Raw genomic sequence first — 23,105 nt, 5'->3', positions numbered from 1 at the left:
CGGCGCCGTTTGCGCTCGCCGGTTGGCCGCCGTCTTTGATATAGGCACAAAAGGGCCTGGCCCTTTTGCATAAGGCCCGGCGCCGCTCCCCCACGGCGCCGGGCCTCTTGTTTGGATTGCCGCTGCGGCAGCGCGATGACCGCAGGACGTTGCCGGAACGGCGGCAGCGCGCCCGGATCCAGCGCGCTTCTCGCTAGATCTTGAGTACCGTGAGCTCCTTGGTGTAGCTGTTCAGGACCTCGCGGCCGTCGTCGGTCACGATCAGAAGGTCTTCGACGCGGACGCCGATGTCGCCCGGCAGGTAGATGCCCGGCTCGATCGAGAAGCACTGCCCGGGGCGCACGCCCTCGTGGTGGACGCTCGACACGTCGCCGGGCTCGTGGTCCGTAAGGCCGATCTGGTGCCCGAGGCGGTGGTTGAAGTAGGGGCCCCAACCGGCGTCCTCGATGATGCGACGCGCGGTGAGGTCGATCTCGGCGAACTCGACGCCCGGGCGCACGATGGCCTCGGCGGCCTCGTTGGCGCGGCGGACGGTGTCGTAGACGCGGCGCTGGTGCTCGGTCGGCTCGGCGGTGAAGAACGTGCGCGTCATGTCCGAGCAGTACCAGTCCTTCTTGCAACCGACGTCGAAGAGCACGACGTCTCCCAGCTTAAACGGGGTGTCGTCGGGCTCATGGTGCGGGTCGGCGCCGTGGTCGCCGAAGCTCACGATGGGCGTGAAGGAGTGGTCCTGCGCGCCGAGGCGGCGGTACTCGCCCAAAAGCCCGTCGGCGATCTGTCGCTCGGTGACGCCGGGGCGCACCTGCGCGGCGAGCCACTCCATGGCCTGGTCGTTGACGGCGGAGGCGGCGCGCATGAGCTCCTGCTCGCGGGAGTCCTTGATCGAGCGGGCGTCGTCTACGGCGTCAGAGGCGAGGGCGAAGCCGGTCGCGGCGCCGGCCTCCATAAGAGGGACGAGCCAACGCGCCGAGAGCTCTTTGTCGACACCGAGTGCCGATGCGTGGTCGGTCACGGCGCACACGAGGGCGATGGGGTCCTCGGTGTCGTCGAAGGTGCGCACGTCGGCGCACGCGTCTCCGACCTCGGGGAAGAGCCGGTTGCAGAACATCACGGGCTCGCGGGTCTCGTCGCACGGGACGTAGAGCGCGAGGAACCGCTCGTAGGGCTCGGTGTAGTAGCCGCAGAGCCACCAGATGGACAAGGGGTCCACCAGCAGCATCTGGTTGAGGCTGCGGGAGCGCAGGTTGGCGCGCACGCGGGCAAGGCGATCGTTGTTCATGGCGTGATCCTTTCGACGCTTGCCAGTGTAGCGCGCGGGGGCGCGCCGGGGGCAAGAAGCGCGGCCCGGGCACGTGATCCCGGCGTTTGGGGCGAACCTGACAGTCGGGCACCTGCCACATCTGGTGTTGTCGTGTCAAATGTGGGTTAAGTGGGTTTTTACGGCTCTCTACGGGGTAAGATAATAAATTACTAAACAACGACACCCATCCGGAGGCATTTCAGATGGAAAACGAGATCCCGTCCGTTAACCGCGTTGACGACATTCGCGAGCGCCTCGCCGACCTCAAGGGCAAGCGCCTGAGGGTCAAGGCGAACATGGGCCGTTCCCGCATCGTCGAGCGCTCGGGCACCCTCGTCAACGTTCACCCGTCGCTCTTCATCATCGAGGTCGAGGAGCGCCGCGGCCGCACCGCGCGCCAGTCTTTCCAGTACGTCGACGTGCTCACGGGCACCGTCGAGCTCTTCGACGCCGAGTCCGGCGAGAAGCTCTTTGACTACGCTCCCACAGAGGCGGAGTAGGCGAGGAGACAAAAAATGGTCGGTCGCCAGGTCGTCTACGCACCTTGCAAGATTAACCTGCACCTCGGCATCCACGCCCAGACCGATGAGCGCGGCTACCACTACGTTGACTCCGTGATGGCGCCCGTGGGCCTCTTTGACGAGGTCACGGTGGACGACGCGCCCTTCTTTGCCGTGCGGCACGAGCCCGCGCTCGAGGTCCCGCCCGAGAAGACCACCGTGTGGAAGGCGGCGACGATGCTCGCCGAGGAGCTCCACACGAAGCTCAACCTGCGCATCGACATAAAGACGCGCATTCCCGAGAAGGCCGGCCTAGGCGGCTCGTCCGCTGATGCCGGCGCTGCGCTGCGCGCGCTGTGCGCCCGCTGGGGCGTGGACGTGAACGATCCCCGCGTGGTCGACGTGGCGCGTCGCGTCGGGGCCGATGTCGCGTTCTTCCTCAACCCGGAGCCCTCGCTGTACCTCGGTGCCGGGGACATGCTGACGGAGACCTTCCCGGCGTTGCCCTTGCCGGCCGTCATCGTCAAGCCGGCGGGCGACGGAGTCTCGGCGCGCGCGGCGTACGAGGAGTTCGATCGCGACCCGAGCGAGCCGGTGTCATATGGGGATATGTGCCGCGCGCTGCGCGAGGGAAGTGTGGAGGGCGTGCGCGAGCACATCTTCAACAACCTCGCGCCCGCGGCGAAGGCGCTGCAGCCGGGCTGCGCGGAGGCGGAAAGCTGGCTCGAGGCGCAGCCCGAGACACGCGGCGCGCTCGTGTCCGGCTCCGGTAGCTGCGCTTTTGCGTTGTGCGACGGCCTCGGGGCGGCTCGCGCCGTGGCCGAGCGGGCGGGCGGCGAGCAAGGTTGGTGGTCTTTTGCAACATTGACGGTTGGAAAGCCGGAAGAAGTCTGCTAGAATCTACTCCTGCAACGGGTTGTGGCTCAGTTTGGTAGAGCACCGCGTTCGGGACGCGGGGGTCGCTGGTTCGAATCCAGTCAACCCGACCATTGTTTGCGCAGGTCAGGGGCCTAGGCCCCTGACCTTTTTTGTTACTGGTACCTATGCGGTACCTATTTGACACCTATGAATTACAAGGTTTTATGTTGCGACGGTCTTTTATGCCTGGCGATGAAGAAACGTGCCCCGGTCATAAGAACCGCTGAACGGTAGCAAAACGTCGGTTAACGTCATCAAGGCATCCGCCCGACAATCTCCGGCGCGCTTTGCGGCGAGACGCCCTCGCCGCTCCTGCTGCTCCTGGGCGGCGCCGGCGGCGCCGCGGCAAGGAGGGAGAGGCTAAATGTCCTCGTTCTCGTCAATGTCATCATCGGCGCTGGTAATCGCCCATAGCTGCTGCCCATCCGCTGTGATGCACAGTAGCCCCATCGTTGCTGCCAATACTTCACAACATTCAGCGAATCCCACTGGCGTGGGGTCGGGCGCCTGGCCGGCGTCCACGTCGAGGCCCATAGGGATGAAGTAATCCCATGCCTTCTCCTTCCTTTCTTCGTAGAGAAGGCCCCACGCAACATCACCCAGATCGTCGATGTAGCCATCGATCACGCTGCTCGCCTCGTTGACGGCCGCGAGGCCGTATCGGCGGCTCCCGCCGCCGTTCGTCCAGGTAAACGGCTCGACTGCCCATCCGTCACCGGGTATGGTGATGAACTTCGGTCCGCGGACGGTCTGCGCGATTAACTTGGTTGTATCCACTAATACCCCTAACTACCTGCGCCTTGTTTGAATTCACCGCGATTCTGACTGCGTTGCTAACGGTCGGCGGGCGGTTTGCGCCGCCCCAACAGCGGCGGGCGAGTGTGCGCAGGCTGCGCAGAGCCTCGGCCTTCGCCCGCCTCAAGCTTTGCGCCACCACTCGCGCAGCGCGTTGAAGACGCTCCAATCGCTTCTCTGCCTCGCTCGCGCGGAAGGTCGCCACGACCGCGCGCTCCTCGGCGGCCGTGGCCGCCTCTGCGGCCGCCTGCGTCCTCTCCTTAGCCGCCGCTGCCTCGGCGTCGAGCCGGGCGCGCTCGGCCGCGAGAGACGCCGCCTGCGCCTCAGCGGCCTTCGCCGCGGTCTCGGCCTCCGTCGCCGCCTTGCCCGCGCGCACCGCGCGCTCCGTTGCGGCCTTCTCGACCTTGGCCGCCGCCGCGACTACACGCACGGTCTTCTTCTTGGCGGCCTCCGCCTGTCGGCGAGATGCGACGCACTCGCGCGTGTACCCTTTTTCTTGGCTGCGGCCAAAGTCAGGCTCTTCGTAGCCCATCGGGCCAGCGACTTCGGCAAACCAATCTTTCTGCCATCTCCGCATGTTCGCTTTTGTCGGTTTAAAAACATCTTTTGCGCTAAGCCGCCCGTCTTTGGTAATCGGAACGACGGTCAGATGCAAGTGGGGTGTTGTTTGATCAAAATGCCATCTGACGTCAACGACGTTCTCTTTGCCGTACCTCTTGGCGAAAAAGCCCCTCACACGTTTCACCCACTCGTCCCGCTCAGCTGCCGAGCGGGAGCTGTAGTCCGGCATGTTCGCCCTTGCCACGAGATAGCGGACTGCGTCCTTGCGGATCTTTTTCTTCTGCGGACACTCGGCGAGCCTTGCCGCCACCGCTGCCGTTACGGATCCTTTCACGTTCTCGGAGCCGGCGACCTTGTTGTAGATCACGGCGACCCGCTGACCCTCGAACTCAGCGGGTATCCCCGCCTTGTGCCACCGTTCCCCCTCGGCAAGGCACCGTGTCTGTTCGGTGTCGTAGCCCTCGATGCCGCCGCCCTCGCCATCCTTCTTGCCCTTCAGGATATCTGCCGTGCTGTAAGCCATATAAAACCTCCAACCAAAGCCTTTTTTAGATTGAAAGGTATATAGCCCGATATACTTTGCTTCACAAAGTTATCGGCTCCTTACATCGTGGCCGATGCGCGGAGTTCCAGCGGGGTCTTCCCGTTCGGGACGCCTCCGCTTGCAGCGGCCCTCGCGGGCCTTGCCCTCCGCCGTCGGTGCCCTCCGGCTGCGCGCGTCCGGCTCGCGCCGCCCGCTTGCGGCTCCGCTCGCCCGGGGACGGGGACGGCTCGCGCCGACCTCCCCGTCCCGGCTCGCTGCGCGGCCCCGGCGGGGCCTTGCCCTCCGCGTCGCCGAGCCGCCGTTCGCGTCCTCGCTCACGTCGGCTCCGTCGCTGCGCGCCGGCGGGGTAGGGCGCCCCGCGCGGCTTGCCGTCGAATACTGCGCAGGTGCGGTATCCGACGCGCAAAAAAAGGGGGCGGCCCCGCAGCCGCCCCCTTTTTTCCGCTTGAGCCTACAACCCCGCGTAGCCGTAAAGATCGTTGGCGACTTCTAAGATTCCCATGCCGTACAGGCCGAGATCGCGGCGGGCCTGCCCCTCTTCCCTCAGGCGCGCGATCATCGCGACCCTGCAGATGCACTCTAGGCGCTCGGCGACCTCGGCCACGCCGCAACCCCGCGCGAGCGCGTCGGAGGCGACGTGGATGGCGGAGGCGACCGCCATGTCAACGGGGTTGTCACCGGCGTCGAGGCGGTCGGTACAGCAGTAATCCTCACATTCGAGGTCGAAGTACCATTCGACCTCCGGCGCATGGGGGAACTTCGCGGTGAAGGTCGGTTTTTCGCTGTTGGCCATGGTCGATCCTTTCTCTTTTCGTTTCGTAACGCGGCCTAGGCCGCGGAATCGTCGCTTAGGTCGAGGCGATACTGCATCCGCCCCGCGTCGAAGTCGCCCTCGAGCACGCGGCAGGCGCGCTCGACTTGCGCGTCGTAGTCGGCGACGCGCAAGTCCTCCGCGCGGTCGCCTCCGTCGACTGCGGCGAGGACGGCCCGCGCCTCCTCGTCCGCGGCCGTCCCCGCCTTCTGCCAGGCGCAGGCGCGGCGCCAGAGACGGACTAGCTCATCGTCGGGGCAGGGCAGGGGCGCCCGCTGCCCGTAGGCGGCGAGCTGCCGCCGCAGCTGCCCCAGCCGCCAGCCGCCGCGGGTGTCCGCCAAGTGTGGTAGGAGCGTCTCCGCCGGTACGCCATAACTCTCCAACTCGGAGAGCAGGTATGCGGCGGTGAGCCTGTGGGACTCCGCCACGGAGCCGTGGGCGTTCGGCCCGACAGAGACGAGGGGCCAGCGCGCGAAGAGGTCGCGCTCCGGGTCGAGGACGAGGCCGGGCATCGTGATCTCGAGCCTGGTCATGGGCACGGCGAGGTGGGCCTCCCGGGTCTTGTCGTACAACTTGACGCGACCGACCGCCGATCGGCATCCCAGGTACTCGGTAACCCCCGATCGCGTCACGTCTTTCTCGTAACCTCGGGCGCCTCCGGCGGGGCGGGGGACGCTCGCCGGGTCGCCGGGGTCGACGATGTAGGCGTACTTACGCCGGTCCTTGTATAGCCGGACGCGCCACCGGGCGCACGGGATGTCGAACGCCGCGTCCCAGCGGCGCAGGTAGCTCTTCTCGACGCAGCGGTCGATCTGTGCCCAAAGGCGCGGAAAGTACCGCTGGCCTGCGACTTTATTCGGGTTGAACGTGATCACGCCTATGTGGTCGTGTATCTTCCCGCCGTTGCGCAGGCCGAGCATCACCGTGAGCGTCACGGGCTCGCCGTCGGAGCCCTGGCCCACGGCCATCGTCCAGAGGCGCCGGAAGCCGCCGACCTTGGGCGACGGCGTGTCGTAGATGCTCGTGAAGAGCCTCGGGGACGTAACCTCCAGGCGCGACATGAGCTCAAAGAGCTCGTTGGTCGGGCCGTCGGGGCAAAAGGCCCGCACCGACCACACGGCCAGGCGCACGTCGTCGACGCTCGCCGTGAAAAGGGAAGTCTTAATCGGAGCGTGGTAGTCAGGCTCAAGGCGGCGTGGTATAGATTCCTTAACCTTCTCGGCCTTTTTAGGGGCGGGTAGGGCGCGGCGGGGGTCGAGGTTGAACGAACGAACGATCGTAAAATTAGGCCCAAAAACGGTGATTTGTTTCAAGATTGTTTCGGCGAATCCGGACGAGGTGCTTTTTCCGACACTAGGAGCCCTATTAGACGCAGGGCTCCCGGCCTCCTGAGGCTCGTCCCCGAGCCAAAGAAGGCTGTCGGCAGCGTTTTCCGTCTCGGTCGCCGCGCCGGAGTTAACTTGCATCGGAGCCGTTCCCGCGGCGGCCTCCGGAGACGTTGACCTATCAACGTCGTTTGATTGATGATACTTGGGGGAAACCATATAATTGACCTTACGATGCTAGTGAATGGGCATCTGCTGGCCGTGACGGCGCGTGGAATCGCCGCCCGGTGAGGGCGCGGGAGGTTGCAGCCTCCTGCGCCCTTTTTCATATCGATCTACGCGACGCGGCTTTCGCCACGGGGAAGCCGGTTGTACTCGGCGTCTTTGCCGAGGAAATGTACAGCCAGCTCATGTTGCGGAAAGACCCAGAATTTGTCAGTGGCCTTGACGCCGATGACGCCCTGCGTCGCCAAGCGCCGCATAGTGCGCGGCGAGACGCCCGCCCACTCAGCAGCCTCATTCAGCGATAAGGGACGGGCGTATGCCCAAACACTGCTCGTATCCTTGCCTATCATGTCTTTCATCGTCTTTTTCCTTCCGTTGAAACCGTCGCATGGTCTTATCCTGCCCGTCGCGGCCCCCTGTGGCCGCGAGCGCGAAATCCCGTCGTTTGAGACTTTTTGCGGCTAAACGGCTATAATGCGCCCCCCTTCCCCGCCCCTGGCCTCGGCCATAAGGGCGTCGGCGATGGCGTCTACGCGTTCCGACACGCCGAGGAACCACATTGCCTCCTGTTCCTCGCGGCCGGGCGCCTGAGCGGCGAGGACGAGGCCCCACGCCTCGGCGCGCAATTTTTGGGCAAGCTCCTCAAACCTCATGTTCGTCATCCTCAGTCCTTTCCTCGTTAGCTTGCTGACTCGCCGGCGCCGCCGGCGTAGAATCCGTTGAGTTGCTCCATGGCGCGGCGCTTAGGCTCCTGAAGGGCCATCGCGTAGATGTTGAGAGTCATCGACGCGTCGCGGTGTCCGAGGATAGCGGCAAGGCTCATAACGTCAATGCCGTTGGCGATCGCGACGGTCGCGAAAGTGTGCCGAAGATCGTGGAACGTGATTCGCTCGCCCTGGCAGCCTGTCCACCCCGCGAGCTTGGCCATGGCGGCCCAGGAAGACGTGAGCTTGCTCGGACTTTTCCAGGTCCCCGTGATCGGGTTACCAAGGACATACAGCTCATCTGTCCAATTTTTACCGGCGCTCGTTCGGGCGCTAAACTGCTCCTCTTTCACCTCGCGGAGAAGGTCGGCGAGTTGCGCAGGCATGGGAATCGTCCGCAGGGCGCCCGTGCCGGAAACGTCTTTAGGTGACGAAATGCTGAAACCGCCCTTGACGCGGGTAAGGGCGCGCACGACGCGGATCTCGCTGCGGGAGAAGTCAACGTTGCCCCAGGTCAGGGCGCAAACCTCCGCTCGGCGCATTCCAGTGAACAGGGCGATGCGGGCCGCCACGCAGACGGGGTCAGTGCCGCCCTTGGCGAGCGCGGCCATGACCTCCGCCGCCTGGTTCTGGTCGAGCGCGTTAACCGGCTTAGGCGCCCTGCGCGGGGCGCGGACGAGGCCGAGGGGCGAACGATCGAGGTCGCCGGCGGCGACGGCGTACTTGATCACCTGCGCCAAAAACGCATGTCGTTTAGCGATGGTCGCCGACGAGAGGCCGTCCGCCCGCTGCTGTGACTCCCAGTCCTCGACGTCGGCACTCGTAAGCTCAGACAGCAGCCTGTCACCAACAAACCCGAGGTTATCGACGGCATTTTGGTAGCCTTCGCGAGTGACGGCGGAGATGCCCCCGTGGCGGTTGAGGTAGGCCTGAGCGTAGGCGCGCACCTTCGACGCTCGTCCCGGCCTGCTCCTAATCTCCTCCTCACGCTCCGCCTCGGCTTCGAGCTGTTCACGCCAGCGCGCGAGCTCTCGGCGTGCGAGGTTCTTACCCGTCGAGCCGGAGGCGGTACAGGCGATCGGGGTCATCTTTGTGATGCGCCGACGGCAACCGTCGTCATCGATCTCGTCGACTTGGAGCCTCCATAACCCGTTGCGCTTAATGACCGAGCCGGTCGTGTATCTTTTCACCGAAAAAGCCTTCCCTTGCATCCTGGGTCCCGTCTAGGTGTCTGCGTAGGTACCAGATGGGTACCGCGTAGGTACCGCGCACCTAAGATGTTGCTCAAGAGTGAAGGCTAGCAAAAGCACAAGGCATTTAATTGGCAAGCTATGGCAATAAAAGGCCAGCTAAACATAGTAATTACAAAACGTGCCCCATAACAAACTGTATCATAACGCGTCAGTATGCAGGAACGTTATAACTGCGCGCTCAATAGTGTTTTAAGTGATAACCTATTTCATGGCCGTTCGGGACGCGGGGGTCGCTGGTTCGAATCCAGTCAACCCGACCATTTAAAGAGAGGGGCCAGGTAGCTTGCTGCCTGGCCTTTTTCGTATTGATGGAAAGAAGGGCGCCATGGCGACTGCGGACAACTACCAAGCGACGAACGAGGACTTCAAGCACCTGAACGACGGGCTTCCCGCGGATATGACCCGGTTGATCGCCGCGGGCGCCTTCGACGACGCCTTGCGCCTGATCGAGGCCGAGCTCGACGCCGGCACGCGTCCCGAGCTCGCGGCGTGCCTGCGCGCCGAGCGCGCCCGCATCCTGCGCACGCGGCGGGACTTCAGCGTCACGCGGGAGGGCATCATCGCCGAAATCCAAAAGGAGTGGCCCGAGTTCGGCGCCTCCAAGCTCGATACCCTTATCGACCACGGCCGCATCGACTGGCGCTACGTGGATGGCGAGCAGCGCTTCCTCGCGAGCTGCATCGACTCGCTGCGCAACTATCCTGCCGAGGTGCCGGGCCTCGATCGCCCGCCGACCGATCGCGCCGAGCAGCACGCCGTGATCGACCAGATGCGCGCCCAGGGGTTCGCCGAGCGCCGCATCCGCATGCGCCTTGGCGTGGCCGCTGCCGACGCCGTCGAGGTGTCCCCACAGAGCAAGGTGCGCGCCTGGCTCCCGCTGCCGGCGGGCCCGCAAGTCGCCGACCTGCGGATTATCGACTCGACGCCGGGTATTTGCGTGGCTCCCGAGGACGCGCCGCAGCGCACCGCGTATTGGGAGGCCACGGGCGAGCGGGACTTCTTTATGGAGCTTGAGTACACGGTCCGGGCTCCCTACGTCGACCTTTGGGCCGAAAACCCCGTGCCCGCCGCGGCAGATCCGCGCTTTGACCCCGCGCCCGCGCCGTGCGCCGCAGACCTCGCCGAGGATACGCCGCACGTCGTGTTCACCCCGTACCTGCGCGCCCTCGCGCAGCGGCTTTTCCGCAATATCCCCGAGGGCGACGCCCTCGGACGTGCCCGCGCCGCCTACAACTGGGTGACGAACAACGTCGACTATCGCTTCCAGCCCGCCTACGTGCTTCTTGACTCCATTGCAGATAGCTGCGCAAAGAGCCTGCGCGCGGACTGCGGTGTGTTTGCGCTCACCTTCATGGCGCTGTGCCGCCTGGGCGGCGTGCCCGCGCGCTGGCAGAGCGGCCTGTACGTGGCGCCCGACCACGTGGGCCCGCATGACTGGGCGATGTTCTACATCGAGGGCCTCGGCTGGCTGTGGGCCGACTGCTCCTTTGGCTCGTCTGCCCGTCGCGAGGGCAACGAGGCGCGCCGCAGGTTCTACTTCGGCAACCTCGGCCCGTGGCGCATGCCGGCCAACAGCGCTTTCTTTGCGCCGCTCACGCCTGCTGTCGACGTTCTGCGCGACGACCCCTTCGACAACCAGACCGGCGAGATGATCGTCGACGGCGTCGGCCTTTCGCGCTACGAGACGGTCGAGACCCGCGAGGCCACCATCACAGAGCCGTAACCTGCTATTTCAGCCTGGCTGATTTGGCAGCGTTTTTTGCCTGGCTGGAATGGCGGGCAAATAGCAGAGGAAGGAGGGCTGGCAAGCCATGAGCGTAATTAGAAAAAACGTTCCCATGGCGGCGCTCGCCTTCTTCTACCTCGCGTTTCTTGGCGTCGAATACCTTTTTGACGAGAAGGTCGCGCTTCTTGCCGGCGCCGGCTCGGTGGCGATGGCCGAGTCTGTCGTGGTCGGGATCAGCGTGGCTGGCTTTCTCCTGTACCCGCCCGCGCTGAGGTTTTCCGAGCGCCGGATCAAGCCCTTGCTGCTCGTCGCCGGGGGTCTAGCCGCGGCGTGCTCCGTCGAGATCGGCGTCGCAGAGCAGCCGGTTGCCGTCTACGTTGAGGGCGCCGTCGGACTTCTGTGCCTCGGCTTTGTTGGCGCGGCCGCGCACGATGCGGTCGTCCGCGAGCGCGAGGATGCCGGAATAGCAAGTACCGTGGGCGTCGCCTATACAGCGGCGATCCTTCTGCAGGTCGAGCTTCAGGAGCTGACGGAAGCCGGACTGATGCGCGCGGCGCTGCTCGCGGCGGCGTGCCTCGCCTCGGCCGCCCCTGCTGCGGCCCGCGCCGCAGTCCCGAAGGCCCTGGAGACCGCGGCCTCCGGCGACGTTCCTCGACAAAGAGGCGATAGCGTACGCGCAGCGCGTGGGCGCCTCCATACGCCTGGCGACGACCACGGGCTATCCCGGAGGTTTCGACGCTGCGGCCGATCGGGCGAGGTCGGGGCACGTGGCCCCGGACTACACCTGGACGGACGGGTTCTCGGACGCGATGCGCGGCGTGAACACCTGGGTGCGGCCGGACGGGACCGAGGTCGAGACCTCGACGGCGTCCGACCGCGCATGGACAAACGCCGCGGGCGACGTGGTGGGCGGCAGCGGCGGCTTCGATCCCGGTGCCGGATGGACGGAGCTGCACCAGCGGTAAAGAAGGCTGCCGCGCGACCCGGGAGCGACCCGCAGCGCTTACAGCGGCAGGTTAATGCATCAAACGAGCTCAGAGGAGGAACCATGAACGCAACATCTGCAAAGCGCAGGGCCCTCGCGGCGACCTTGGCGGCGCTTCTTGTCGCGCCGTTGGCCGGGTGCGGGGCGACGGCGAACGCCCCGACGACAGCCCCGACGCCTCCGCCAAATCTACCGACGCCGCGAGCGGGGCCGATATTCTCGACGAGGTCTCGGCAGACGCGGACAAGGAGGTCGGGGCGGGGAAGGACAAGATCCCCGACACGAAGAGCGGGGAGACTGGCTGGGGCTCCTCGGCGGACGGCTCATCGTCGGGCGAGCCATCGGCGGGCGGCGATTCCGCGAGCGCGGGCGAGGCGTCCGAGTTCGATACCTGGGGAGAGAACTGCACAGACGACCGCGGGAACGTGACCGTCGAGGCGCTCCTTGAGCTCAAGGGATGGCAGCTCCAGACACTCCTCTCGCAGCGTGGATTCACCTGGAACGACCAGCGCACGCGATACGAGGACGGGCAGGGTCGCGTGGTTTTGGCCGGATTCTACGCGAAGGGCGGCGATGTGAATCTGCTCCCCGAGAAGTGGGTCGGGCAGCTCGAAAAAGGCGCCGCCGGCCAACCGGTCGCGTACTACATCACGCTGGACGGATACCTCGACGGCAATACCGATGAGTCGATGGCGCTTATGCGCGCGGTGAGCGGGTCGGGAGGACTCTCGTGCGAGGATTATTTCTTCTATAACGGGATGCTGTACGCATTGGTGTACAACTACACGCTTACGCGCTACATGGTCGTCGCGGCGGTGAACGACGACGGCACGATTGGCGTCACGCTGTTTAACGATGAGGTGGCGAAGGCGGGTGTTCTCACAACCCAAGGAGGCTCGCCGAGGATCATCGACGTCTGGAACAGCTACGTCAGCAGCCTGTAGCACGCTTTCGGACGAGCGGCGCGGCGCGGACGCGGTTTTCCGGCGATTCGCGGAAAGCCTGTGCCCGCGCCCGTCCTCTAAGCGGCTGCGAGCCGCTACAGCGGCAGCGCGCCCAGCGCGACGTACGCGACGACGCCGGCGATGCAGCACCAGAGCATGGAGCGCGTCTTTTTCGCGACGATGACGACCACGGCGGCCGCCGCCGCGTTCCCGCGCGAGCCGCCCTCGACCTGGCTCCACAGCAGGTAGGTAAAGAGCGACGTCATGGCGAAGCTCGCGATCGCGGTCGGCACGTCGATCACGGCGCCGAGCGCTGCGACCGCCGCGACCGAGGCGAACCACGCCGCCGCCGTCACCACGTTGAGCGCGACGGCGTGGCGGAAGTCCCAGTCCTTCTCGCCGCCGGAGAGCTTGGACAGCGTGACGCCGTAGCCCTCCTCGATGAGGGTCAGCGCCATGGCGAGTGACGTGCGCTTGCGGGCGCGCTGCAGGTACGGCGCGAGCGAGGCGGAGTAGAGCGCGAAGCGCAGGCTGATGGCGCAGACGCTCGCCACGATGGTCAGCGTCGGTAGCCCGGCGAGCCACAGGTTGGCGATCATGAACTGCGCCCCGCCCGACATGATGGTCATGCTCATGAGGAGCGCCCATAGAGGGCCGATGCCGACCTTGGCGCTGAGCACGCCGCACGCCAGGCCGATGGGAACGTACGAGAGCATGATCGGCCAAGCCGCGGCCATGACTTTTTTCAAAACAAACCCCAACCAACTGCGAGAACAAAAAAGGGCGGGCGCCTTGCCGCGCCCCGCCCCCCCACACGGTAACCGAACGAAATCGTCCGCGGCCCGTTATTTAACGCGGACGATTTCGTACCTGCTCGTGCCGAGCCCGATCTTCTCGGCGTGCTCGATGCAGCTCTGCCAGTCCGTGTCCGGATGCGTGATGTAGAGCTTGTCGCCCGCGTGCTCTTCGTCGAGCTCGCCGGCGTCCTCGAGCTTCTGGCGCATGCGCGTGAACTCGGTGTCGGGCAGGGGAGCGGCGGCCTGGACGGCGTCGATGCGCGCCTGGTCGAGCGCGACCGGGTCGAAGCTCGCAAAGAAGCCGATGTCGCCGACGATGGGCTTGTCGTTCTCGTCGTGGCAGTCGCAGTTGGGGCTCACGTCGATGGCGAGGCTGATGTGGAAAGAGGGACGCCCGTCGACGACGGCCTTCGTGTACTCGGCGATCTTGTAGTTGAGGACCTCGGGCGCGGCGTCGTAGTCGGGATGGATGGCGTCCTGGTTGCACACGGCGATGCAGCGGCCGCAGCCCACGCAGCGTTCGTGGTCGATGCTGGCCACGTTGACCTCGCGCTTCTTGCCGCTCGGGAGCGTCGCCTCGCGGGTCTCTCCGAAGCTGAACGCATCGTGCGCGCAGATCTTGGAGCACTGGCGGCAGCCGATGCACTTGCTCGTGTCGACGCTCGGCTTGCCCGCGGAGTGCTGGTCCATCTTTCCGGCGCGGGAGCCGCCGCCCATGCCGAGGTTCTTCATGGCGCCGCCGAAGCCCGCGCCCTCGTGGCCCTTGAAGTGCGTGAGGCTGATGACAACGTCGGCGTCCATGATGGCGCGGCCGATTTTCGCGTTCTTCACGTACTCGCCGCCCGCGACCGGGACCTCGACCTCGTCGAGGCCCTTGATGCCGTCGGCGATGATGGTGTGGCAGCCCGTCTGGAACGGGTTGAAGCCGTTGGCGTATGCGGAGTCGAGGTGATCGAGGCCGTTCTTGCGCCCGCCCACGTAGAGCGTGTTGCAGTCGGTGATGAAGGGCTTGCCGCCGAGCTCGCGCACCACGTCGGCGACGGCGCGCGCGTAGTTGGGGCGCAGGTAGCTGAGGTTGCCCGGCTCGCCCAGGTTCATCTTTATGGCGACGTACTTGTTCGCGAAGTCGATCTGGCCGATGCCCGCCTTCTTGATGAGGCGCTTGAGCTTGTTGGGCAGGCCGTCGCCCAGGTGCGTGTGCAGGTCGCAGAAATATACCTTCGACGGTTCCATGGTTTCCTCTCCGTTGTGCGGCCGGCGCCCGCGGCGACCCTGTGCCGCCCGCCCGCGATTCCCCTGGCGCCGATCGCAGAAATTCACATGAGCTCATTTTCGCACTTTGCGGCGCGGCGCCAAAATGCCGGCTGCGCATGGACCCTATTCGGTCTTTCGATGTTTGCGCAGGCGTACTCCTCCGTCCCGCGCCCCGTTGTCCTCCGCTCGCCGCCCGAATGGCCGCGCCCGCCGTGACGCCCGCCGCTGCGCGGAGCAGAATCGTCCGTGAGCAAGCGAGAGGAGAACGACATGGCAGAGCCCACCGCCCCCGCCGCCCCCGCCGGCGGCATGAAGAAGGAGCTCACGCTCTTCAACTTCTTTACCATCGGCTTCGGCGCGATCATCGGCACCGGATGGGTGCTCCTGGTCGGCGACTGGATGGTCCTCGGTGGCGGCCCCGTCCCCGCCATGATCGCCTTCGCCATCGGCGCGCTGTTCCTCGTGCCCATCGGCATGTGCTTCGGCGAGCTCACCGCCGCCATCCCCATCTCCGGCGGTATCATCGAGTACGTCGACCGCACTTTCGGGCGCAAGATGGGCTTCTTTACCGGTTGGATGCTGCTGCTCGGCAACGCGCCGCTGTGCCCGTGGGAGGCCATCGCCATATCCACGCTGCTCACCGACCGCTTCGCCGAGTTCCCGGCGCTCGCGTGGCTGCGCAGCGTCAAGCTCTACACGATCCTCGGCGCAGACGTTTACCTGTGGCCGACCGTCATCGCGCTGGCGTTCGCCGCCCTCGTGATCTTCCTCAACCTGCGCGGCGCGGGCGCGGCGGCCAAGCTTTCGAGCTTCCTCACCAAGGCGCTTCTCGCCGGCATGGTGCTCGCCATGGTCATCAGCTTCATGACCGGCTCGCCCGACAACGCGATGCCCGTGTTCAGCCAGGTCGCCGACGCCGCGGGCGGCAGCGCGACCGAGGCCACGAGCCTGCTGGGCGGCATCGTCGCCGTGCTCGTGATGACGCCGTTCTTCTACGCGGGATTCGACACCATCCCGCAGCAGGCGGAGGAGGCCTCCGAGAACATCGACTGGAAGAAGTTCGGCCTCATCCCCGCCATCGCGCTTCTGGCCTCCGGCGTGTTCTATCTCGTGTGCATCTACAGTTTCGGCACCATCGTGGACTGGCACGAGTTCGTGCGCAGCTCCGTGCCGGCGCTCGCCGTGCTCGAGCGGATCAATATCTTCTTTTATGTCGCCATGCTCGTCATCGCGACGCTCGGCCCCCTCGGCCCCATGAACTCGTTCTTCGGCGCGTCGAGCCGCCTCATGCTCGCCATGGGCCGCAAGGGGATGCTGCCCGAGGGCTTCGCGCAGATCGATCCCGCCTCCGGCGTGCCAAAGAAGGCGGTCGTCGTGATGAGCGTCCTTACCCTCGTGGGGCCGTTTCTCGGCCGCAACATGCTCGTGCCGCTGACCAACGTGGCCTCGCTCGGCTTCATCTTCGCCTGCACGATGGCCGGCTTCGCGTGCTGGAGGCTGCGCCGCACCGAGCCCGACCTGCCGCGCCCCTACGAGGTCGCCGGCGGCAAGGCGGGCATCGGCTGCGCCATCGCGGCCGGCCTTGCCATCATCGCGCTCATGGTCGTGCCCTTCTCGCCGGCGGCGCTCTCGGGCGTCGAGTGGGCCATCACGCTGGCGTGGGTCGCCGTTGGCTTCGCGATCCTGGCGTTCTTTGGAAACAAGCACGGCGGGAAAAAGACCTCGCCTGCTCAGGTGCGTTGACGGTCCCCGTCAACCGAGGAAATCGGAGGAACAGCTATGGGAAAGTTCGCTTTCGCAGGTGGTCGCCTGGTGGACGGCACCGGTGCCGCGCCGGTGGACGACTCGCTCGTCCTCGTCGACGGCCAGAAGATCGCCTACGCCGGCCCGCGCGCCGAGGTGCCCGACGGCTATGAGGTCGAGGACTGCTCGGGCAAGACCGTGATGCCCGGCCTCATCGACACGCACCTGCACTTCTCGGGCAACCTGACCGACGACGACAACGACTGGGTCATCGAGACCCCCGCCCAGAAGCAGGCCTGCGCCGTCAAGCAGAGCTACGACGCGCTGACCCACGGCCTCACGACCGTCTGCGAGATCGGCCGCAACGGCATCGCCATCCGCGACCTCGTGAACATGGGCGTCATGAAGGGACCGCGCATCTTTGCCACGGGCCTCGGGTTCTGCCGCACCGCCGGCCACGGCGACTCCCACAAGCTCCCGCTGCAGGTGAGCAAGGACTCCCACCCCTGGGGCGACCAGGTCGACGGCCCGTGGGAGCTGCGCCACGCCGTCCGCGTGCGCCTGCGCGAGAACCCCGACGCCATCAAGATCTGGGCCACGGGCGGCGGCATCTGGCGCTGGGACTCCGGCCGGCGCCAGCTCATGAGCACCGAGGAGATCAAGGCCGTCGCCGACGAGTGCAAGCTCACGGGCATCCCGCTGTGGAGCCATTCCTACAACTCCGTGAGCGCCGCCTACGACTCCGTGCGCTTCGGCGCCGAGCAGCTCATCCACGGCTTCGAGCTCGATGACAAGACCATGGAGCTCATGGCCGAGCAGGGGACCTTCTTTACCCCGACGATCGGCTTTTTGCCCACCTGGTACGCTACCTACCCGCCCGAGGAGTCCGAGGCCAACGCCAAGTTCCCCGGCGACACCGTGGTCGAGCGCGAGCTGCAGCGCACCTACGCGAACCTGCGCCGCGCCAACGAGATGGGCGTCACGCTGACCATCGGCTCCGACTCCTTCAGCTTCGTGACGCCGTACGGCTACGTGACGATCGACGAGATGTACGACTTCGTCGACAAGGCCGGCATCCCCGTGCTCGAGACGATCAAGGCCGCCACGCTCAACGGCGCGCGGATGGTCCATCACGAGGACGACTTCGGCTCGCTCGAGGCCGGCAAGCTCGCCGACCTGCTCGTCGTTCGCGGCGACGTCGCGTCGAACATCCACGACCTCACACCGGACAACATGGACGTCATCATGAAGGAGGGCGAGAAGGTCATCCGCGGAGCGCTGTAGGCTTCCGGGCACCGGGCAAGAAAAAACACTACGATGTGGAGGCCCCGCGTCGTGGTGTTTTTTCTTGTGGAGACCGGGGCGGGGAGGGAGCGTCTCGGTGGACCCGAACATCAGGAAGATCCAGGCATTCTGCGCTGCGGCGCGGCTGGGGAGCATCTCGGCCGCGGCGCGCGAGCTCGGCTCCGCGCAGTCCACGGTGAGCCGCGCCATCGCCAGCCTCGAGGGCGACTGGGGCGTCCGGCTCTTTGAGCGCAAGGGCCCCGAGCTGCGGATCACCTCGGACGGTTGGGGCCTGCTGGAGGACGCGCGCGGGCTGTGCGCGGCGTTCTCCAAGCTCGAGCGGCGCGTGGACGGCATGCGCGGGCTCGAGAGCGGGTCGCTCGGCATCGCGGCGCCCACGAGCATCGTCGCCATGCGCCTGCCGGGGCCGCTCGGCCGCTTTGCCGCCGACCACCCCGGCATCGAGGTCAATATCCTCGAGTGCACGTACGGCGAGGCTGCCCGGCAGCTGGTCGACGGCATGGTTGACCTGGCCTTCATTCCTTCTGAGCCCAAGGGTGGGGATTTCGCCTCGACGGTGTACGACAAAGACGAGATCGTGGTCGTGGCACCGCGCGGGCACTTCTCGGCGAGAGAGGGCGCGGTCGCGCTGGACGACCTTTTGGATGAGCGCTTCATCGCCGACACCGAGACCGCCCCGCTGCTCCAGCGCGAGCTCACCAACCTGAGGATCCATTGCGAGACCTCCGACATCACGGCGATCCTCGCCATGGTGGAGGCGGGCCTCGGCGTGAGCCTGTTGCCGAGCCTCGCCCTCGAGCGCACCGGCTTCGACCTCGACGTCCGTCACCTCGAGCAGCCGGCGTACCGCACGCTCAGCCTCGTGCGCCGCCGCACGGCGGATCTCTCGCTGGCGGCGCGGGCGTTCCTCGAGTACCTTTAGCCGCGCGTTTTCCGGTTCAGGAGACCGTGCGCGGCTTGTGCGGCCCACGCGTCCCGCGCGGCCCCAAGCGTCGCCCGCCCGCTACTGCGCGATAAAGACGTTGTTGCCGGGCTTCTCCGGCTCGCCCGGCCACTCGGGCACGACCTCGCAGCGCGCGAACTCGCGGCCGAAGGCCTCCTCGACCTCGCGCAGCGGCGCGGCCTTCCGCCCTTCCGTCGGGCAGCGGACGTCGGCCAGGTAGAGACCGCCGTCGGTGAGCTTCTGGCGCACGACGCGCGCGCCCTCGCCGGTCTCCATCGGGCCGAGCGGCCGCTTGCCGCCGAACACCTCGTTCACGATGACGTCGTAGGGGTGCTCGGCCGCCTTGAGGTGCGCCCATGCGTCCCCGATGACCAGCGAGAAGCGCCCGTCCTTCTCGGCGCCGGTGCGCTCGAGGCACTCGTCGAGCCAGAACTGCTCACGGGCGATCTTCTCCATCGCGGGGTCGATCTCGACGACCTCGACCTCGACCTCGGGCACGTAGGCGGCCAGGTACTTGGGCAGCGAGCAGCCGCCCCCGCCCATCACGAGCACGCGCAGGCGCTGCCCTGCCGCCGCCTTCGCCCCGCGCTCGGTCGCCAACGCCTCGATGCGCCGCGCCATCTCGCGGTGGTACTCGCAGGCGAGCTCGCAGCGCAGCTCGGCCGGCACGTAGCTCACGGACTGGAAGGTCCCGTTGACGTTGATCAACCGCACCGGCGTGCCGTCGGCGTTCTCGGAGTCGAAGATCAGCGTGAGCCCGAACATCGTGCGGCACATTTCCACGCCGCGCCGGCGCAGGAGCCACGGCATCGCCGCCACAAACGCGGTGAGCACTGCGGTCACGCCGATGGCCCAGGCGAGCAGGGTCTTCATTTCCACAACAAACCTCCGGAAGCCTCGCGCCCGCTGGGGGGCGCCGTGCGGTATCATTTGAGATTGCGTTTTTGTGCATTCGGGCCATGCCCGCGCAGGAACGTTCGCTATACTAGCCCATACGACTGCGTACCCCGCGCGGCGCACATCGAGTCTAAACGGAGGAACTTCTTATGATTCTTGGCATGGGCGTCCCTGAGCTCCTAGTCATCCTTGTTGTCGTCCTGGTCATCTTTGGGCCCAAGAACCTCCCGAAGATCGGCTCCGCCCTGGGCAAGACCGTGAAGAACGTCCGCGAGGGCATGGAGGGCGACGAGAAGTCCGAGGCCAAGGCCGACGACGCCACTGACGACGACGCCACCGAGCTCGTCGTCGACGAGGACGACGCCGATGCCGACGACGACTCTAAGTTCTGCGGCCACTGCGGCGCGAAGAACCCCGCCGGCAACGCCTTCTGCTGCAAGTGCGGCGAGAAGCTCGACTAGCCGACCGCTTCGACCCACGTACCGCACTCAGACCCACTGGAGTAGAACACCATGGCAGACACCAAGAACATCGTCCTGACCCCCGAAGGCCGCCAGAAGCTCGTCGAGGAGCTCGAGTACCGCGAGGGCGCCAAGCACGACGAGATCGTCGAGCGCATCAAGGAAGCTCGCGGCTTCGGCGACCTCTCCGAGAACTCCGAGTACGACGCCGCCAAGGAGGAGCAGTCGCACAACGAGTCCCGCATCAACGAGATCCGCCAGATCCTCGCCACCGCGACCATCGCCGCGGCCGGCTCTTCCCGCAACCTGACCGTCTCCATCGGCACCACGGTCGAGCTCGAGGACGAGCGCGGCAAGAAGACCACCTTCACCATCGTGGGCACCACCGAGACCAACTCCCTCGACCACAAGATCTCGAACGAGTCCCCCGTCGGCGCCGCCCTCATCGGCCACAAACAGGGCGACCAGGTCGAGGTCGTCGCCCCCTCCGGCAAGTCCCGCGCGTACACCATCACGGGGATCACCCGCTAAGCGTACCTGCGAAAGCTACGAGAGCGCACGCCCCGCGACTGCATCTGCGCAGCTGCGGGGCGTCTTTATGAAGAAGCCCGAAAGGAAGCCCAAACCCATGGCCGCAACCCCCGCAATCAACACCTCCGCCCCTGCAACCAACGACGAGCGCGCCCAGCGCCGCCTGCGCCGCCAGGCGCTTCTTGACGCCGGGGTGAACCCGTACCCGATCCGCTCTACCGTGACCGCGCACGCCGCGGAGCTCGAGGAGCGCTACGCCGAGCTCGCCGACGGCGAGTGCACCGAGGACGTCTACTCGCTCACCGGCCGCATCCGCGCCTTCCGCAAGCAGGGCAAGATCGCCTTCATCGTGCTCGAGGACTGCACGGGCTCCATCCAGCTGTTCTGCCGCGTGAACGACCTGCCCGAGGGCGACTGGGCGCTTCTTTCCAACCTGGACCTCGGCGACGTCATCGGCGCGACCGGCGCCGTCATCCGCACCAAGCGCGGCCAGCTCTCCATCGCGCCGACGCACCTCGAGATCCTCTCGAAGTCGCTGCGCCCGCTGCCCGAGAAGTTCCACGGCCTCACCGACCGCGAGGTCCGCTACCGTCAGCGCTACGTCGACCTCATCATGAACCCCGAGGTCCGCGACACGTTCCGTCGCCGCAGCCAGATCATCAGCCTGATCCGCCGCTACATGGAGGCCGACGGCTACATGGAGGTCGAGACCCCCATGATGCACGCCATCCTCGGCGGCGCGAATGCCAAGCCCTTCGTCACCCACTTCAACGCCCTCGACCGCGACTTCTACCTGCGCATCGCCACCGAGCTGCCGCTCAAGCGCTGCATCGTTGGCGGCCTCGAGCGCGTCTTCGAGATCGGCCGTCAGTTCCGCAACGAGGGCATGGACCTCACGCACAACCCCGAGTTCACCTCGATGGAGGCCTACTGCGCCTACTCCGACCTCGAGGGGATGAAGGAGCTCACCGAGGGCCTCTTTAAGACCATCGCCCGCGAGGTCTGCGGCTGCGAGGAGGGTCACGAGGTCATCACGTACCAGGGCCAGGAAGTCGACATGTCCGGCACCTGGGAGTCCCTGCCGCTGACCGAGGTCGCCTCGCGCGCAGTCGGCGAGCACGTGGACATGGACACCCCGATCGAGCGCCTGCGCGAGCTCTGCGAGGAGCACGACATCGAGTGGCAGGAGAACTGGGGCGCCGGCAAGCTCGTCTTCGAGCTCTACGACGAGCTCGGCGAGGCCACGCTCGTCAACCCGACCTTCGTCTGCGACTACCCCGAGGAGGTCAGCCCGCTGTCCAAGCGCAAGGACGATGACCCGCGCCTGACCGACCGCTTCGAGCTCGTCATCTGCGGCCACGAGTACGCCAACGCGTTCTCCGAGCTCAACGACCCCGTCGACCAGGCCGGCCGCTTCGCCGAGCAGGTCGCGGCCAAGGGCTTCGGTGACGACGAGGCCATGGGCTACGACTACGACTACGTGCGCGCGCTCGAGTACGGCATGCCGCCGGCGGGCGGCATCGGCTACGGCATCGACCGCATGGTCATGCTGTTCTGCGACGCCCCGGCCATCCGCGACGTGCTCCTCTTCCCGGCGATGAAGCCCGAGACCATCACCCGCGCCGACATCGCGAGCCAGCTGCCCGAGAGCACCGACAACGCCGCCGCGTCCGTCGACGCGCTCGCCGACGACGCGGAGAACGGCGCCGCCAACGAGGCCGCCGCGAACGTCCACGGCGCCGAGGCTCCCGCGCTCGAGACCGGCCTCACCCGCGACCAGGCGTTCGACCTGCTCAAGCAGTACAACGAGGACCCGTTCCACATCGCGCACGGCCAGACCCTCGAGGGCCTCATGCGCTACTACGCGCAGAAGTACGACCCGAAGAACGTCGAGTTCTGGGGCCAGGTCGGGCTTCTTCACGACCTCGACTGGGAGAAGTTCCAGGACGCCGTGCAGCACACCGTCAAGGGCGCCGAGCTCATCGAGGCCGCCGGCGGCACCAAGGAGCTCGCGCGCGCCATCCAGACCCACAACTCCGACAACAACCCGGACCTGCCTGCGCCCAGCTCAAAGATGGAGTGCGTGCTCTTCGCCTGCGACGAGCTCTCTGGCCTGATCGAGGCGGCCGTCCTCATGCGCCCATCCAAGTCCGTCATGGACTTCGAGGTCAAGTCGCTCAAGAAGAAGTTCAAGGACAAGCGCTTCGCCGCCGGCTGCGACCGTGACGTCATCCGCAAGGGCGCCGAGCTCAACGGCATGGAGCTCGACGAGCTCTTCGCGAGTGTCATCGAGGCCATGAAAGCCATCCAGCCCACCTGCGAGGGCGTCAACTAGGGGAGAAGCGCCCGCGGCGGTCGGTCCGCGGCGGCCTGCCCGCGAGGGGCTTGCGACCTGTGGCGGTCTGCAAGCCCCTCGCGGGCTTCTTTCCGAACCGAATAACGTACAAGTTTGGGCTTTTGCGAGCGATTTTGCCCCGCAAGAGCCCAAACTTGTACGTTATTCCTCCACCAACACCGGGTGACAGTCATCGGCTGCAGCTCCCGCGTCTCTTTCCGCCTCCCGGCTGCCTCCCCCGCACCCCC

At 66.3% G+C, this 23,105-nt stretch carries 23 protein-coding genes and 1 tRNA gene; 12 read left to right on the top strand and 12 right to left on the bottom strand.

Translation table 11 applies throughout. The annotated features are described in order from the left end of the window. Positions 1-193 precede the first annotated feature (193 nt). Positions 194-1,279: a M24 family metallopeptidase gene (locus ACT84W_RS03705; protein WP_444328238.1), complete on the bottom strand. Its 1,086-nt coding sequence runs from the start codon at positions 1,277-1,279 to the stop codon at positions 194-196. Between the two features lie 224 nt (positions 1,280-1,503). Here ACT84W_RS03705 and ACT84W_RS03700 point away from each other — a divergent pair, with 224 nt between their 5' ends. From ACT84W_RS03700 to ACT84W_RS03690, 3 genes are all read left to right on the top strand, one after another. Next, positions 1,504-1,800, top strand: coding sequence for a Veg family protein (locus ACT84W_RS03700; RefSeq protein WP_417575836.1), 297 nt, complete (start codon positions 1,504-1,506; stop codon positions 1,798-1,800). A 15-nt stretch (positions 1,801-1,815) separates the two neighbouring features. Then, on the top strand, positions 1,816-2,697 hold the full coding sequence (locus ACT84W_RS03695) for a 4-(cytidine 5'-diphospho)-2-C-methyl-D-erythritol kinase (protein WP_444328237.1): 882 nt from the start codon (positions 1,816-1,818) through the stop codon (positions 2,695-2,697). Between the two features lie 15 nt (positions 2,698-2,712). After that, positions 2,713-2,789: transfer RNA gene (locus tag ACT84W_RS03690), tRNA-Pro, on the top strand. Positions 2,790-3,078: 289 nt separating this feature from the next. Here the strand turns inward: ACT84W_RS03690 and ACT84W_RS03685 are convergent. From ACT84W_RS03685 to ACT84W_RS03655, 7 genes are all read right to left on the bottom strand, one after another. After that, a complete protein-coding gene (locus tag ACT84W_RS03685) occupies positions 3,079-3,495 on the bottom strand; it encodes a hypothetical protein (RefSeq protein WP_444328236.1) in 417 nt (138 codons plus the stop codon). Further along, positions 3,431-4,597: a plasmid recombination protein gene (locus ACT84W_RS03680; RefSeq protein ID WP_444328235.1), complete on the bottom strand. Its 1,167-nt coding sequence runs from the start codon at positions 4,595-4,597 to the stop codon at positions 3,431-3,433. The genes ACT84W_RS03685 and ACT84W_RS03680 overlap by 65 nt, the downstream gene beginning before the upstream one ends. Positions 4,598-5,069: 472 nt before the next feature. Then, positions 5,070-5,411 (bottom strand): hypothetical protein, encoded by a 342-nt coding sequence (locus ACT84W_RS03675; protein ID WP_444328234.1) that lies wholly within the window; start codon positions 5,409-5,411, stop codon positions 5,070-5,072. 35 nt (positions 5,412-5,446) lie between these two features. Then, positions 5,447-6,559, bottom strand: coding sequence for a hypothetical protein (locus ACT84W_RS03670; protein ID WP_444328233.1), 1,113 nt, complete (start codon positions 6,557-6,559; stop codon positions 5,447-5,449). A gap of 530 nt (positions 6,560-7,089) precedes the next feature. Then, a complete protein-coding gene (locus ACT84W_RS03665; protein ID WP_444328232.1) occupies positions 7,090-7,338 on the bottom strand; it encodes a helix-turn-helix domain-containing protein in 249 nt (82 codons plus the stop codon). A gap of 102 nt (positions 7,339-7,440) precedes the next feature. Next, entirely contained in the window at positions 7,441-7,641 is a 201-nt protein-coding gene (locus tag ACT84W_RS03660) for a hypothetical protein (RefSeq protein WP_444328231.1), read from the bottom strand. A gap of 17 nt (positions 7,642-7,658) precedes the next feature. After that, the gene (locus ACT84W_RS03655) at positions 7,659-8,873 is read right to left on the bottom strand and encodes a tyrosine-type recombinase/integrase (protein WP_444328230.1); all 1,215 of its coding nucleotides are present in this window, start codon (positions 8,871-8,873) and stop codon (positions 7,659-7,661) included. A 388-nt stretch (positions 8,874-9,261) separates the two neighbouring features. On the opposite strand from ACT84W_RS03655, the gene ACT84W_RS03650 reads away from it, so the two are divergent. Then, on the top strand, positions 9,262-10,659 hold the full coding sequence (locus tag ACT84W_RS03650; protein ID WP_432290744.1) for a transglutaminase-like domain-containing protein: 1,398 nt from the start codon (positions 9,262-9,264) through the stop codon (positions 10,657-10,659). A 322-nt stretch (positions 10,660-10,981) separates the two neighbouring features. Here the strand turns inward: ACT84W_RS03650 and ACT84W_RS03645 are convergent, their stop codons facing one another. Then, positions 10,982-11,359: a hypothetical protein gene (locus ACT84W_RS03645; protein ID WP_444328229.1), complete on the bottom strand. Its 378-nt coding sequence runs from the start codon at positions 11,357-11,359 to the stop codon at positions 10,982-10,984. Between ACT84W_RS03645 and ACT84W_RS03640 the strand changes: the two genes are divergently transcribed. After that, positions 11,346-11,627: a hypothetical protein gene (locus ACT84W_RS03640; RefSeq protein ID WP_444328228.1), complete on the top strand. Its 282-nt coding sequence runs from the start codon at positions 11,346-11,348 to the stop codon at positions 11,625-11,627. The genes ACT84W_RS03645 and ACT84W_RS03640 overlap by 14 nt on opposite strands. Before the next feature lie 157 nt (positions 11,628-11,784). Further along, entirely contained in the window at positions 11,785-12,591 is an 807-nt protein-coding gene (locus ACT84W_RS03635) for a hypothetical protein (protein WP_417575809.1), read from the top strand. Positions 12,592-12,686: 95 nt separating this feature from the next. Here the strand turns inward: ACT84W_RS03635 and ACT84W_RS03630 are convergent, their stop codons facing one another. Together ACT84W_RS03630 and ACT84W_RS03625 are read right to left on the bottom strand one after the other, a co-directional pair. After that, positions 12,687-13,340, bottom strand: a complete 654-nt coding sequence (locus ACT84W_RS03630) for an AzlC family ABC transporter permease (RefSeq protein ID WP_444328227.1) — start codon at positions 13,338-13,340, stop codon at positions 12,687-12,689. A 96-nt stretch (positions 13,341-13,436) separates the two neighbouring features. Next, the gene (locus tag ACT84W_RS03625; RefSeq protein WP_444328226.1) at positions 13,437-14,621 is read right to left on the bottom strand and encodes a DUF362 domain-containing protein; all 1,185 of its coding nucleotides are present in this window, start codon (positions 14,619-14,621) and stop codon (positions 13,437-13,439) included. Between the two features lie 291 nt (positions 14,622-14,912). Between ACT84W_RS03625 and ACT84W_RS03620 the strand changes: the two genes are divergently transcribed. The 3 genes from ACT84W_RS03620 to ACT84W_RS03610 all read left to right on the top strand — a co-directional run bounded on the left by ACT84W_RS03620 (position 14,913) and on the right by ACT84W_RS03610 (position 18,612). Continuing rightward, positions 14,913-16,385 carry an APC family permease gene (locus tag ACT84W_RS03620; RefSeq protein WP_417576679.1) on the top strand — a complete coding sequence of 491 codons (1,473 nt, stop codon included), beginning with the start codon at positions 14,913-14,915 and terminating at the stop codon, positions 16,383-16,385. A 36-nt stretch (positions 16,386-16,421) separates the two neighbouring features. Then, on the top strand, positions 16,422-17,669 hold the full coding sequence (locus ACT84W_RS03615) for an amidohydrolase family protein (protein WP_444328225.1): 1,248 nt from the start codon (positions 16,422-16,424) through the stop codon (positions 17,667-17,669). 97 nt (positions 17,670-17,766) lie between these two features. Beyond that, a complete protein-coding gene (locus ACT84W_RS03610) occupies positions 17,767-18,612 on the top strand; it encodes a LysR family transcriptional regulator (RefSeq protein WP_444328224.1) in 846 nt (281 codons plus the stop codon). An 81-nt stretch (positions 18,613-18,693) separates the two neighbouring features. Here ACT84W_RS03610 and ACT84W_RS03605 read toward each other — a convergent pair whose 3' ends face one another. Continuing rightward, positions 18,694-19,506 carry a spermidine synthase gene (locus tag ACT84W_RS03605; protein WP_444328239.1) on the bottom strand — a complete coding sequence of 271 codons (813 nt, stop codon included), beginning with the start codon at positions 19,504-19,506 and terminating at the stop codon, positions 18,694-18,696. Positions 19,507-19,679: 173 nt separating this feature from the next. Between ACT84W_RS03605 and tatA the strand changes: the two genes are divergently transcribed. From tatA to lysS, 3 genes are all read left to right on the top strand, one after another. Continuing rightward, positions 19,680-19,991, top strand: coding sequence for a twin-arginine translocase TatA/TatE family subunit (gene tatA, locus ACT84W_RS03600; protein ID WP_444328223.1), 312 nt, complete (start codon positions 19,680-19,682; stop codon positions 19,989-19,991). A 51-nt stretch (positions 19,992-20,042) separates the two neighbouring features. After that, the gene (gene greA, locus ACT84W_RS03595) at positions 20,043-20,522 is read left to right on the top strand and encodes a transcription elongation factor GreA (protein WP_417576683.1); all 480 of its coding nucleotides are present in this window, start codon (positions 20,043-20,045) and stop codon (positions 20,520-20,522) included. A gap of 97 nt (positions 20,523-20,619) precedes the next feature. Further along, on the top strand, positions 20,620-22,857 hold the full coding sequence (gene lysS, locus ACT84W_RS03590) for a lysine--tRNA ligase (RefSeq protein ID WP_444328222.1): 2,238 nt from the start codon (positions 20,620-20,622) through the stop codon (positions 22,855-22,857). Positions 22,858-23,105: the final 248 nt, after the last annotated feature.

This window comes from Paratractidigestivibacter sp., from assembly GCF_052362415.1.
GTDB lineage: Bacteria > Actinomycetota > Coriobacteriia > Coriobacteriales > Atopobiaceae > Paratractidigestivibacter.
This window is presented reverse-complemented; position numbering and strand designations above follow the sequence as displayed.